The 14851-nt window shown below is 38.7% G+C and carries 8 protein-coding genes and 1 tRNA gene; 4 read left to right on the top strand and 5 right to left on the bottom strand.

The features are described 5' to 3' along the window. Nucleotides 1–31 precede the first annotated feature (31 nt). The 3 genes from GYX26_RS00565 to GYX26_RS00575 all read left to right on the top strand — a co-directional run bounded on the left by GYX26_RS00565 (nt 32) and on the right by GYX26_RS00575 (nt 9223). Nucleotides 32–107: transfer RNA gene (locus GYX26_RS00565), tRNA-Ile, on the top strand. An 855-nt stretch (nt 108–962) separates the two neighbouring features. Continuing rightward, entirely contained in the window at nt 963–4091 is a 3129-nt protein-coding gene (locus GYX26_RS00570) for an autotransporter outer membrane beta-barrel domain-containing protein (RefSeq protein WP_174827626.1), read from the top strand. 1523 nt (nt 4092–5614) lie between these two features. Then, nucleotides 5615–9223, top strand: a complete 3609-nt coding sequence (locus GYX26_RS00575; protein ID WP_174827627.1) for an autotransporter outer membrane beta-barrel domain-containing protein — start codon at nt 5615–5617, stop codon at nt 9221–9223. 244 nt (nt 9224–9467) lie between these two features. Here GYX26_RS00575 and ahpF read toward each other — a convergent pair whose 3' ends face one another. Further along, nucleotides 9468–11036, bottom strand: a complete 1569-nt coding sequence (ahpF, locus tag GYX26_RS00580; RefSeq protein ID WP_174827628.1) for an alkyl hydroperoxide reductase subunit F — start codon at nt 11034–11036, stop codon at nt 9468–9470. A 155-nt stretch (nt 11037–11191) separates the two neighbouring features. Beyond that, the gene (ahpC, locus tag GYX26_RS00585) at nt 11192–11758 is read right to left on the bottom strand and encodes an alkyl hydroperoxide reductase subunit C (RefSeq protein ID WP_100091022.1); all 567 of its coding nucleotides are present in this window, start codon (nt 11756–11758) and stop codon (nt 11192–11194) included. A gap of 458 nt (nt 11759–12216) precedes the next feature. On the opposite strand from ahpC, the gene GYX26_RS00590 reads away from it, so the two are divergent. Then, a complete protein-coding gene (locus GYX26_RS00590; RefSeq protein WP_174827629.1) occupies nt 12217–12840 on the top strand; it encodes a DUF2238 domain-containing protein in 624 nt (207 codons plus the stop codon). A gap of 98 nt (nt 12841–12938) precedes the next feature. Here the strand turns inward: GYX26_RS00590 and GYX26_RS00595 are convergent, their stop codons facing one another. The 3 genes from GYX26_RS00595 to GYX26_RS00605 form a co-directional block, all read right to left on the bottom strand. Then, nucleotides 12939–13193, bottom strand: coding sequence for a hypothetical protein (locus GYX26_RS00595; RefSeq protein ID WP_174827630.1), 255 nt, complete (start codon nt 13191–13193; stop codon nt 12939–12941). A 538-nt stretch (nt 13194–13731) separates the two neighbouring features. After that, nucleotides 13732–14172: a ClpXP protease specificity-enhancing factor gene (locus tag GYX26_RS00600; protein WP_174827631.1), complete on the bottom strand. Its 441-nt coding sequence runs from the start codon at nt 14170–14172 to the stop codon at nt 13732–13734. Between the two features lie 25 nt (nt 14173–14197). Then, the gene (locus GYX26_RS00605) at nt 14198–14803 is read right to left on the bottom strand and encodes a glutathione S-transferase N-terminal domain-containing protein (RefSeq protein ID WP_100091026.1); all 606 of its coding nucleotides are present in this window, start codon (nt 14801–14803) and stop codon (nt 14198–14200) included. Nucleotides 14804–14851: the final 48 nt, after the last annotated feature.

The raw sequence follows: 14851 nt of genomic DNA on the forward strand, positions 1-14851 counted from the left end.
CAATCCATCTTGGCTACAATACGCGCTTCACGGGTCTGTAGCTCAGGGGTTAGAGCAGGGGACTCATAATCCCTTGGTCGTGGGTTCGAACCCCACTGGACCCACCAAAAAAACCCCACCAAATTCTGCATCAGGCAGAATTATTATCAAAAACCGCTATCAAGCGGCTTTTTTTATCACTTCACAGTCCATCAATCTGCAAAATAAATAAAACCGTTACGCAGACAGCTCAAACGACAAAATTCTGATAATAGTTTGCCTTTCGGACTAGCACCCACTCTTGGAAGATTTTAGACTCATAAAAAACGTGATCTGATCTTTACATAACATACCAACAATATATATATTTATCAATACACTATGTCTTGATACACTTATTCCCGAAAACGCACTAAATACCTTTCCAAAATATATCCATTCATCCCACAGATAAACAGATAATAGTCCAAATAAAATATCTGCTATATCTTCATAGCTGCAAAATTAACACAATTATACATAATTTTTATTTTTTTAATCTTAACGTAAATATACCGCCAGTACAGGGTTTAAATCCAGCCTTATCTGAATAACATAAAATATTATTACCTATAAATAACAAAAACTTTCATTAACCCTTATAATTCCTTTAATAATATCTGAGCCATATTAAACTAAAGGACTAATTTATCGGACATAGCTATAGCTTTATTTCCACTCACCACCCATATGCATAAACCATGTTAACCATCATCAAAATATTACCTTTTTTGTTGGCAAACAAAAGCAGCTCTGTTACAGCTTCAGCACACAAATAGCATAAAGTTAACTTTATTTGGATATGATATGACTTATCTTCTATAATCCATATATACATAATTTTATCTATTTTATCAATAAATGACATATTGAAATTAAATAGTGTAGATTTTAATTAAAAATTAAAATCTACTTTTCAACATTTACATGATTAAGGATTACTGATGAATAGAATTTACAAATCTAAATGGAGTGAATCCACCCAGACATGGGTAGCCTGCTCGGAGCTGGCTCGCGGCAAAATTAAGAACAACTGTAGCAAAATTGTTGTAGCGATTGCATTAGCCTTAACCAGTATCAGCTCGTACGCCGCTTGTAATTCTTTAGATATTAACGTTTCAAATGAGAAGTGTAAATTAACAGGACTTGAATATAACTCTATTTCTGCAAAAAATCATGCAACGATAAATATAGAAGGAGACAAAGTTGTATTAAATAGTAATAGAGATGGACGTATAGATAAAACAATAGCGTTAACTAATAATTCATCACTAACAGCCAAGGATGTAGAAACTACTAATAGCGCTTCAGGTGATGGCAACCGGAATGCTCTTTCACTTAACAACTCTGAAGCAGATATCCAGAAGTTGACAGCAAAGACCGCCGGAAAAGATTCAATTGCCATTAAAGCTAGCAACAATTCTAGGTTAAGCGTTAACGGCGATATAAAGATTCAAGAAACAGCACCGGAGGCTGGCAATGGAATTGAGAATGATAATAGTAGAATTAATGTAGGCAGCAACATTAATATTGATGCGCTCCAGTCTATAAAAGGACAGATAGCTATCTCAAATAATAATAATGGTCAAATTACAGCAACCAATATTAACATAACCACATCAAATACAAATTACGCCATTTCGCAAGGAGGAGAAGAGAACACAGACACATCATCCATAACGACGACGGGCGATCTCAATATTAAAACCAAAAAAATAGTTGATAACAATGAGGCCATCCATATTCAATCTGGAGACTTATCTGTCGGAGGGAAAACAATTATTTCGATGATAAAAGATACTAATGAGGTTACCTCAGATGATGTTTCAGCAATTTTTGTCTCAAATGGTAACTATACAGCTAATGGAGGAGCAGAGATCAAAATTAAAAATGAGCTTAACGAGAATTATAATGACATTAAAGGGATAATTTTAGGAAACGATGGACATTTTATTAATAATGGCGAAGTAACAGTAAATTCAAGGAAAAACATCGTTATTGCAACTGACAGAAGACTATTTGCTGGAAAAGAAGCCGTTTTCCATAATAAAGCAAACGGTGAAATCATCACTGATAGTGCAGATATCGTTGTTCACAATTCAAATGGTACATTAAAAATTGATAATGAAGGTAGATTAGAATCAACAGCCGGTTCAGTCTTAAAAAGCACAAGAACGAACGAACCTGATAGTATTCTTACCGTAAAAAATACAAACATCCTTTCAGGTAAGGTAGACAACTTTGGAAAAGGTAGGATTTATATCAGCAATGAAAAACTAGGGAAGATTGCTAGTAATATAAATAACCATGCAACTGGTGATATTTTTGTCAAAAATACAGGTACGATTACAGGTGAGATTACTAATAATGGTAATGGCCGCATTGTCTTTGAAAATAATGGTACTTTCACTGGTACTGCCAACAATGCCAAGAATACTAATAGCAACATTACCTTTAAAAATAACGGTACTTTCACTGGTACTACCGACAATCCCGGTGCAAACGAAAAAATTGATCTGACTAATCAGGGCACATGGATAAATACCAGAAGCTCCACATTATCACAGCTGGCTAACACCACGGGCATTATTAAATTTCCAAAAATACCTATCACTGATATCAATGATAAAAATAAATACCACACTATCACAGTACAAGGTAACTATAAAGGTGGCGGAACACTAATAGTAAATACGCTGTGGAACAAAGATATCGAAAACTCTTATAGTGACCAGCTTATTATTAAGGGTCATGTATCTGGTAAACAGACAACAGTAGAAACCGAACAAGGTATTTTTGGCGATATTACTAAACCGGCAATGGGCAAATTACGCTCTACCCCTGTGATTATTGTGCATGATCAGAACAGTAGCATATACGATTTTACCGGTGAGCAAGAAATACTTCAGAGTGTCTATAAAACCCAACTTCAGGGGAAAAAAGTTCAACAAGAAGACGGCCGTATTGCAACTGAGTATGCATGGACATTAACAGCTGACCCAAGCAACCCAGCCCAACCTGATCCTACTGATCCGGCTAAACCTATCAAACCAACTTTACCTAAAGAAGTACTAATTTATGCAGAGCCGGTATCTGGCTACGTACAGATGCCTACAGCAGATATGGAACTGGGCTTTACCACCATTGGTACCTTACATGAGCGGCGCGGTGAAAATCAGACTTACAACATCACTAGCGCCAACAATACTGCCCTTGGCGATAAACAGCAGCAGACATGGGGTAGAGTTCTGGTGAAACATCTGGATAAGAATGGCAAACGACGTCTGGATACAGCCGGTAATCAATCTGTACTCCAGATTGGCCACGATTTCATTCTGGATGAAAACGATCAAGCCGGAACCCGCCGGCATATTGGTGGCTATGTGGCCTATGGGCACAATGAAAATGACTTCCGCGATCAGTATCGCGCTGAAAATGGCTATATTGTTGACGACCATTACACCGGTAAAGGCCGTACTGATGCAGTAAGCGTTGGCGGTTATGGCACATTCTATGGCAATAATGGCGGCTATGTTGATTTGGTTGGTCAGGTAACCTATCTGCGCAATAAATACAATGCCCGTACCAATGAATCCGTACATCAGAACGGCTGGGGCGCCGCAGTGTCAGCCGAAGCCGGTAAATCTTTCACCGTTTATGGAAATAACTGGTTTGTCGAACCACAGGCTCAGTTGGTATACCAGTATCTGTCTCTGGACAATTTCAATGACGGAATTCGCCATATTGATCAGCATAATCCATCTGCCCTGCGCGGCCGTGTGGGTATGCGTTTTGGCTACAATGGTGCTACAACTGATAATTTACCGCCTTCATCCTTCTATGGCATTGCCAATATCTGGCATGACTTTGTCAATCCGAAATCTGTTGATATCGGCCGCGACAGCCTGAAAGAAGAATATGCCAAAACTTGGGGTGAAGTGGGTGTAGGTATCCAGCTACCGATAACCCGTCAAAGCCATTTCTATGGCGATGTGCGTTATGAGAAAAACTTTGGCAGTGATAAACGCAAAGGCTTCAAAGGCACAGTGGGCTATAAATACACTTGGTTATAACCACACTCACAGCAGTGGCTGTGTGATACAGCCACTGCTATGTCTCCCAACAGGGCAAAACCGTAAACAGTTTTGCCCTGTTTTTATTTATATAATCAGCTGAGATTACTTTCTGGAAAGCTGGCCTAACTTTCCATACAGATAAAGGTTTAAGCAGTTTTTTATTTTGAAAAATCATCATTCACAGAGACGATTTTCTCAAATATTCCGCTGTGCCGAGCGCAGCAGCCACATTACTGGAAAATGTAGAAGTACCCAATCGTATACCTACTAAAAGAAGCTGAAGCTACTATCCCGGTAAAAGAGCTTATGAGACATTCAATAATATGACACCAATTGAATATAAAACACCAAAACAAGCAGCGTAATTTACTATTTGATTTGCGTATCAGAAATGAAATATTTACAGTTTAGTGTTCACATTATCAAAATTTGTGAGACAGTGATGCAAGAATTTAAGTGCTAGCCTACCAAACTTGAATAGCGATAAAATTTACCGGCCACTACTACCTGCAACTAACATTATTGACCAAGACAAAAAAGTTCCTTTTACACATATAAATGCCAAATACACGGGAAAGATTGATTTTTCCGCATTGATAGAAGTGTTGCAGAAAAATTAATTTTATCATTGGAAAGTAGTTATTTTAATATTTAGCTGTACTAGCTCAAATCTAATCTGGCCGTTAAAGCCTTTTGATTCAGTATTTATCGCATCAGGCCAGAATTAATATATTTAATCACTTAGAAACGATTCTCATATTTAAAAAAATTTTGGAAAAAAACATAATTTAACATTATAAATACACAATATGAACAAATCCAGCAAGATGGTTTAAGCCATGCTATTTAGAATCCGTAATCACAATAATTTGAGTCTTTATATAAAACATAAATAAAATATCCACTCTGCATATATGATATATGTATGCAAAAAAACGATCTAAATACCTCTCAAATAAATCTCTATTTATTTCATAACACACCAATAAACTTGCTAAATATTGGCAATAACCAAGCAATTTTTAAAATAAAATACTTTTTTATCTTCATAGTTGCAAAACTAACACACTTATTTATAAATTTTGTTTTTTTTTATTCATGGCTTAAAGATACCGCCAATACAGGAGCTAAATATAATTTTACCTGAATAACATAAAATATTATCACCTACAAATAAAAAAACTTTATTAACACTTATATAATCTCTTTAATGACTCCTTATCTGTATTATACTAAAAGTATTACTTTATTAAACGCAGTTATAATTTTATTACACCTCACCACACACATAGCATAAATCATGATTATCAATATGAAAATATTGGCTTTTTTTCATTTCCTCCAGCCAGATTAGCTCAACCATACTTTTATTATACAAAACTATACTTTTATTATACAAATAGCATTTAGAATAAATTTATTAATTTATTAATAAAAATATTTTTAATTTAAATAGAGTAAATATTTAATTAAAATTTGAAAATTTATTTTTTAATATTTACACATATCAAGGAAAATTAATGAATACTATCTATAAATCCAAATGGAGTGAATCCACCCAGACATGGGTAGCCTGCTCAGAATTAGCGCGAGGAAAATGCAAAAGTAATGGTCTGAAAATAGTGGCAGCCGTGGCTCTGGCATTAGCTAGTACCAGTGTTATTGCTGCTCCTGGTTCGACTTCTACTATTACAACCCCCTCAGCCAGAGAGCAGAATCATTTTCATGACTCTCAAGGTGTCTACTCTGAAGTTAATTATAAAGGTATGTATACATCAACAGGTAAGATAATTCAAAATGATTCTAGTAATTTTGACATCAATATTGATGGGCACTATACAATAGAAGGCAGCATTACGAGTACAGATACGCCTAATGGTGAGAAAGCAGGTATTCTGAATATTAAAAACAAGCATGGAATAATAAAAGGTAATATTACTAATGAAGGAGCGGGTGATATTACAATTAGTAACTCACAGAAAATATCTGGCGCTATTACAAGTACACAGGATAGTACTGGTAATATCACTATTGATAATAATAAGCGGGGTTCTTTACCCAATAATGACAATGACCATGAGAGAGTCATAGACGGCGATATTATTAATAAAGGGCAAGGTACTTTCACAATTGATAATACATCTGGACTAAAAGGCACCATCCAGAATGAAGGTGCTGGTACAATTACTTTAGATAATAAAGGTGCAAGCACCAGCAATATTAATAATACGGGTGCTGGTACAATTACTTTAAACAATAAAGGTACAACCATCGGCAATATTATTAATAAAAGTGATTCAGCCTCTTCTGAAATAGAAGTTACCAATATGGCTGACACAATGTTTGAAAGTACGATAAGCAATACCAAAGCTGGTAAGATTAAATTGACTAATCATGGTACAACTACCCGCGATATTACTAACTCAGGTTATGAACATTCTCGTATAGAAATAATCAATGAAGCTAATGCACTACTGAGAAGTGATATTAATAATACAGGTGCTGGTCTAATTACTTTAGACAATAAAGGTACAAGCGCCAGCAATATTAATAATACAAGTGCTGGTACAATTACTTTAGACAATAAAGGTGCGAGCATCGGCGATATTAATAATACGGGTGCTGGTACAATTATTTTAGACAATAAAGGTGCAAGCACCAGCGATATTAATAATACGGGTGCTGGTACAATTACTTTAAACAATAAAGGTACAACCATCGGCAATATTATTAATAAAAGTGATTCAGCCTCTTCTGAAATAGAAGTTACCAATATGGCTGACACAATGTTTGAAAGTACGATAAGCAATACCAAAGCTGGTAAGATTAAATTGACTAATCATGGTACAACTACCCGCGATATTACCAACTCAGGTTATGAACATTCTCGTATAGAAATAATTAATGAAGCTGATGCACTACTGGGAAGTGATATTAAAAATACGGGTGCTGGTATAATTACTTTAGACAATAAAGGTACAAGCGCCAGCAATATTAATAATACAAGTGCTGGTACAATTACTTTAGACAATAAAGGTGCGAGCATCGGCGATATTAATAATACGGGTGCTGGTACAATTATTTTAGACAATAAAGGTGCAAGCACCAGCGATATTAATAATACGGGTGCTGGTACAATTACTTTAGACAATAAAGGTACAACCATCGGCAATATTATTAATAAAAGTGATTCAGCCTCTTCTGAAATAGAAGTAACCAATATGGCTGACACAATGTTTGAAAGTACGATAAGCAATACAAAAGCTGGTAAGATTAAATTGACTAATCATGGTACAACTACCCGCGATATTACCAACTCAGGTTATGAACATTCTCGTATAGAAATAATCAATGAAGCTAATGCACTACTGGGAAGTGATATTAAAAATACGGGTGCTGGTATAATTACTTTAGACAATAAAGGTACAAGCACCGGCGATATTAATAATACAGGTGTTGGTACAATTACTTTAGATAATAAAGGTATAAGCATCGCTACTATTAAAAATACTAATTCAGGTACTATTACTGCAATAAACACCGGAACCTTCACTGGTACTACCAATAATTCCGGTGCAAACGGAAAAATAGATCTGAATAATCAGGGCAAATGGATAAATACCGGAAGCTCCACATTATCACAGCTGACTAACACGGGCATTATTGAATTTCCACAAATAACTGTAGCTGAAGCCAGAGACAGTAATAAATACCATACCATCACAGTACAGGGTGACTATACCGGTGGCGGCATGATATATGTTAATACGCTCTGGAATGATGATTCCATCAGTAAAAATGGCACTGGTTATACTGACCGCGTTAATATTGAAGGTAATGTAACCGGTGGCGTCACAACAGTAACGACCAAAAAAGGTATCTACGGAGACATAACACAAAAAGAGATACCGATTACTCATCCAAAAACTGTTATTCACGTAGATGGAAAAATCGATGGACAAGGTTTTGGGGGTAAATCTACAACTATGAATGCCGGTGAAGCTCAGCTCATAAAAATAGATCAGAGCTTATACGGCAGAACTGGCACTGATTATGCATGGACATTAACAGCTAAAATACCTGCTGATCCGGCTAAACCTATCAAACCTACTCCGCCTAAAGAAGTACCGATTTATGCGGAGCCGGTATCTGGCTACGTACAGATGCCTACAGCAGATATGGAGCTAGGCTTTACCACTATTGGTACACTACATGAGCGGCGTGATGAAAATCAGACCTACAACATTACTGGCAACAACAATACTGCCCTTGGCGATAAACAGCAGCAGACATGGGGTAGAGTTCTGATAAAACATCTGGATAAGAATGGCAAACAACGTCTGGATACAGTCGGTAATCAATCTGTACTCCAGATTGGCCACGATTTTATTCTGGATGAGAACAATAAATCCGGAACCCGCCGGCATATAGGCGCCTATGTGTCCTATGGGCATAATGAAAATGATTTCCGTGATCAGTATCGCGCTGAAAATGGCTATGTTGTTGACGACCATTACACCGGTAAAGGCCGTACTGATGCAGTTAGTGTTGGCGGTTATGGCACATTCTATGCCAATAATGGCGGCTATGTTGATTTGGTTGGTCAGGTAAGCTATCTGCGCAATAAATACAATGCCCGTTCCAATGAATCCGTACATCAGAACGGCTGGGGTGCCGCAGTGTCAGCCGAAGCCGGTAAATCTTTCACTGTCTATGGAAATAACTGGTTTGTCGAACCACAGGCTCAGTTGGCATACCAGTATCTGTCTCTGGACAATTTCAATGACGGAATTCGCCATATTGATCAGCATAATCCATCTGCCCTGCGCGGCCGTGTGGGTATGCGTTTTGGTTACAATGGTGTTACAACTGATAATTTACCGCCTTCATCCTTCTATGGTATTACCAATATCTGGCACGACTTTGTCAATCCGAAATCTGTTGATATCGGCCGCGACAGCCTGAAAGAAGAATATGCCAAAACCTGGGGTGAAGTAGGTGTAGGTATTCAGCTACCGATAACCCGTCAAAGCCATTTCTATGGCGATGTGCGTTATGAGAAAAACTTTGGCAGTGCTAAACATAAAGGTTTCAAAGGCACACTGGGCTATAAATACACTTGGTTATAACCACACTCACAGCAGTGGCTGTGTGATACAGCCACTGCTATGTCTCCTGACAGAGCAAAACTGTTTACGGTTTTGCCCTGTTTATTATTAGCTTGGATTATTTTTAGAAAACTGGCTTAAACTTCCATGCTTTTAAATAGGCATATACAGGCAACAATCACGCTCAAGCAATGCAGCCACAAACCCTTGAAATGAAAAGCCCCACAAAACCAAAAGTTTTGCGGGGCTCGCTATTAAAATAAGGTTATTCAGGTGCGCTGGTACGAATCAGATAATCAAAAGCACTTAATGCTGCTTTAGCACCCTCACCTGCGGCAATAATAATCTGCTTGTATGGTACATTGGTGCAGTCACCGGCAGCAAATACACCCGGTACATTGGTTTTGCCATGGGCATCAATCACAATTTCATGCATTGGTTCAGTTAACTCAACTGTGCCCTGCAAAAAGCCGGTATTGGGTAACAGACCAATCTGCACAAATATACCTTCCAATGCCAGATGCTGTTCTACATTGCTTAACCGATCCAGATAATTCAGACCACTGACTTTGCCATCAGCACCGGTAACTTCCGTCGTTTGAGCATTGCGAATAACCTTTACATTTGGCAGGCTATTCAGCTTATGCTGCAATACTTCATCCGCGCGTAATTTATCGGAAAATTCCAACAAGGTAACACTTTTAACCAAGCCGGCCAGATCAATAGCAGCTTCCACTCCGGAATTGCCTCCGCCTATCACAGCCACATCCTTGCCTTTGAATAATGGGCCATCACAATGCGGGCAATAAGTCACCCCTTTGGTGCGATATTCTTGTTCACCGGGCACATTCATGGAACGCCAGCGCGCACCAGTAGACAAAATCACACTACGCGATTTCAGAACAGCACCGCTTTCCGTATGTACCTCAATCAATCCACCTTTGCTGGTAGCGGGAATCAGCGCGCTGATTTTTTGCAGATTCATAATATCCACATCATAACTGCGTACATGGCTTTCCAGATCACGGGCAAAACGCGGGCCATCGGTACGCAAAACTGAAATGTAATTTTCAATATCCATTGTATCCAGTACCTGCCCGCCAAAGCGTTCGGCCACAATACCGGTACGGATTCCTTTACGCGCTGCATACACCGCTGCGGCTGCACCGGCCGGCCCACCACCTACAATCAGTACATCAAAAGGCTCTTTTGCATTCAGCGCCTCAACTGCATCATTAGCAGCATTGCTGTCCAGTTTTGCCACAATTTCAGCCAGTTCCATCCGTCCCTGACCAAAAGGCTCGCCATTCAGAAACACTGCCGGTACGCCCATAATCTGTTTTGCTTCAACTTCGTCCTGAAACAGAGCACCATCAATAGCAGTATGGCTGATATTCGGATTAAGAATGGCCATCAGATTTAGTGCCTGAATCACATCCGGGCAATTATGGCAGGTAATAGAATAATAGGTTTCAAAATGATAACTGCCTTGCAGATTCTTTATCTGTTGCTGCAAAGATTCTGCTTCCTTGGAGGGATGGCCGCCCGCCTGTAGTAAAGCCAGCACCAGTGAGCTGAATTCATGCCCCATTGGATTACCGGCAAAAACCAGGCCAGTATGCATACCAGGATTGGTAATTTCAAAAGAAGGTTTACGCTCAGACTGACCATCAGTCCGCAGGCTAACTTTATCACTTAGCGCTTCCACTTCCTGTAACAGTGCCAACATGTCGCGAGCACCTGCACTATCGTTAAGCGTAGCAATGATTTCAACCGGTTTGGTTACATATTCTAAATAAGCTTTTAGTTGGCTTTTCAGGGTGTCGTCTAACATATTACAGCTCCGTTACATTAATATTAACAATCGATATTCTATTTTTGATAGCCTGTATTTTTATCTTACTAAAAAGCCCGGATACCGCAGCCGGTATTCGGGCTGAATGGCTGTTATTTAACAGCAAAAATAGTGATGTGTGTGTTTAAGTGTTATTAGATTTTACCAACCAGCTCAAGAGAAGGAGCCAGAGTTTTGTCGCCTTCTTTCCATTTGGCTGGGCAAACTTCACCCGGATGAGAAGCAACATATTGTGCGGCTTTAACTTTACGTACCAGATCAGCAGCTTCACGGCCGATACCTTCGGCAGTTACTTCTACGCTCTGGATAATGCCTTGCGGATCAACCAGAAAAGTAGCACGGTCAGCAGAGCCCTGACCTTCACGCAGTACGCCAAAATTGGTAGCCAGAGTGGCATTGCGGTCGCCCAGCATAAAATATTTGATTTTAGCAATGGTTTCTGAAGCATCGTGCCAAGCTTTATGAGTGAAATGAGTATCTGTAGATACAGAGTACACTTCCACACCCAGCTTTTGCAATTCTTCATAGTGGTCAGCCAGATCACCTAATTCAGTAGGACAAACAAAAGTGAAGTCGGCTGGATAGAAAAAGAATACAGACCATTTACCTTTAACGTCAGCATCGCTGATGTCTACAAATTTACCATTATGAAAAGCAGTGGTATTGAATGGTTTGATTTCAGTATTAACGTTGGCAACCATGAAGTATCTCCTTGAATGTAACAGGTTGAATTAAGTAATACATGTATAGTACACAAGTTCACATCATAAATATAATCAAATGATTTTATATAACCCATAGTTTTTATTTAACACAAAAAACAAAGACTTATAAATCCACTTTAAACAAATAGCTAATATATCCGCAAAAAAGCCGCAAAATTACACTTTAGTACCTGCGACGACAACCTCACATACAGCTACAAATACAGATATATTTTAGTTATAGCAAAATCAAAAAAACCCTTTTCCAACCATCCAGCCTAATTTGCCTGAACAACTTATTCAGATTAAGATACAGATATTAATACAAAAACCGATTAGACATTATTTTTATTGATGCTGTTTATTAAACCAGCAGAGATTATTTTCCTTTTATTCATATTAATTATTCATATCAAGCAGACAGTGCTTCCGAACACTTGCAGCAGAGGTATCCCATGAAAACCCATATTCTGCAATTGATAATCTTTATAATAGTATTATTTTGGTCTGCCTATCGGCCACATGACTATCCAACCTGGTGTCTGGAAGTTTTTCCAGCATTAGCGGGTGTCGTGATACTTGCGTACACATATACACGTTTTCGCTTCAGTAACCTGATGTACTGGGTAGTACTAATTCACGCAATCATTCTGCTTGTTGGCGGACATTACACTTATGCAGAGGAACCGGTTTTTAATTACCTGCGCGGCGTATTTGACTGGTCACGCAATAATTACGACAAACTCGGACATTTTTTTCAGGGCTTCTCACCTGCCATCATCGCCAGCGAATTACTCTGGCGCTTACAGATTGTGCGCCGCCGCGGCTGGGTAGTTTTTTTAAGTGGCTGTATTTGTATGACCATTAGTGCCATCTATGAGCTGTTTGAATGGCTGGTAGCCGAAATCAGCAATCAGCAAGCAGTTACTTTTCTTGGGACACAGGGCGATGTGTGGGACACACAGCAAGACATGCTATGGTGCCTGATTGGCTGTAGCATCATGCTGGCTTATTTGTATTGCAGCAAACAGCACTTGCAACAGGCTGCCACAGAAAAAAGCGGGCACCAGAACAAATAGCGAATCTGATTACCCTCAGCCAGCCACAGCAGAATTGATACATCAATCTACAAAAGCAGCTTTGTACAAAAGCTGCCTTCTCTAGCTACCAGGGCAAATCAGATAGAAACAGATGCTGTTTTTTCTGCTGTTTCTTCCAGCTTGATTCTTATTTCATTGATATCTTCTTCAAATATCATGATCACCCCCAGATAGGCCATGCCAAACATCATAGCCGTGATAAATGAACTGGCAATTGCCATTACATTCATCCACAGCAAACCTAAGGCAAATACCAAAAAACACAAGGCAAAAATAACATTAAAATAGAATTTTACCCTTTTAAATTTTTGTTCCTTTTGTGCTAGCTGCACGCTTAATTCATTACCGGCTGTTGCAGAATCAATAGTTTGGTTCATCTATTCAAACTCCAGCAAATGTAAAATTAATAAATATCAGTGTAATGATTAATTACTTAACAGCACTATTTTAACTTATATCGTTATTCAGAATGAAGCACTATTTTTAGCAGAAATACGATTAAAAATAGCTTATTAGTACAGATTTGTCTGATATACACATACACCAGCATAACATATATGCCTGTATAAATATTAACTCGCTCATAGTAGTTTTACATTAGAATGCATATAGATAAAATTTATACTTAGTTATCAAAAACACATCCTGTAATTAATCTTATGAATAAAATTTAGCTTAAACAGTATATCCATCAGCCATACAATCATAATCACTTGTAACGCACTTTACAGAAGGCCCGGTAAACAGCTATTAGCCTTAAATACCAAATCAGATATAAGAAAAGGGCTGAAATCAGCAGATTTCAGCCCTTTTTACTTTAATATAATTTCCCCCGCGTCTCAGAAATAATGCTTACCTGAGAACAATCAGCTATTTGACAATTTTCAGCCCCTTTTTGCTGCCGGATTTACCACTATCTTCCGCCGGTTTACTCTCTGCTGCATCCTCAGGTTCTGCTGCCTCATCGACCTCAGTTATCGGCGCATCATCATCGGTAAGCGGTTCCACCTCAAAACCCATACCTTCGCCGGTTTCACGGGCAAAAAGGGTAATGACATGGCCAACCGGAATCCAGATATCATGAGATACACCGTTAAAACGGGCAGCAAAATTAACCCACTCATTATCAATATTCAGATTGTGCGCGGCAGCCGCTCCGATATTGAGTACAATCTCATTATCACGTACATACTGACGGGGTACGCAGGTTTTATCATTTACCCACGCAACAATGTGCGGCGTATAACCACTGTCTAGCGCCCATTGATATAATGCACGCAAAATATACGGTTTGGTACTTAGCTTGCTCATTGCTTTCTCCCCTTATCAAGATTGTTTAACGGCGCATTGCCTTTTCTGCTGGCGTTAATGCATCAATAAATGCTTCACGCTGGAAAATACGCTCAGCATACTTCAGTAAAGGTGCAGTTGATTTCGGCAGCTTAATATCATAGTGGTCCAGACGCCATAAGAGCGGAGCCAGAGCCACATCAATCATAGAGAAATCATCACCAATAATGTATTTATTTTTGCTGAATGCCGGTGCCAGCATGGTTAAGCCCTGGGTAATCGCTTCACGGGCTTTATTCATATCCTTATTACTGGATTCTGGATTTTCCAGCACCAGAACATGACTGAACAATTCCTTTTCCAGACGATACAGTACCAGACGGCCACGGCCGCGCATAATCGGGTCAGCCGGCATCAGCTGTGGATGAGGAAAACGTTCATCAATATACTCGTTAATAATATTGGATTCATACAGAATCAGGTCGCGTTCAACCAGTACAGGCACCTGATTATATGGATTCATTATAGCCAAGTCTTCTGGCTTGTTGTATACGTCTACATCCTTGATTTCAAAATCCATGCCCTTTTCATACAGGACAAAGCTGCAACGCTGACTAAACGGGCAAGTCATACCCGCATATAATGTCATCATAATCAATTTCCCAAGATTACTGTATAATATCAATACAGTGTAGTGTCT

The sequence above is a fragment of the Snodgrassella sp. ESL0253 genome, assembly GCF_013344965.1.
Classification (GTDB): Bacteria; Pseudomonadota; Gammaproteobacteria; order Burkholderiales; family Neisseriaceae; genus Snodgrassella; species Snodgrassella alvi_B.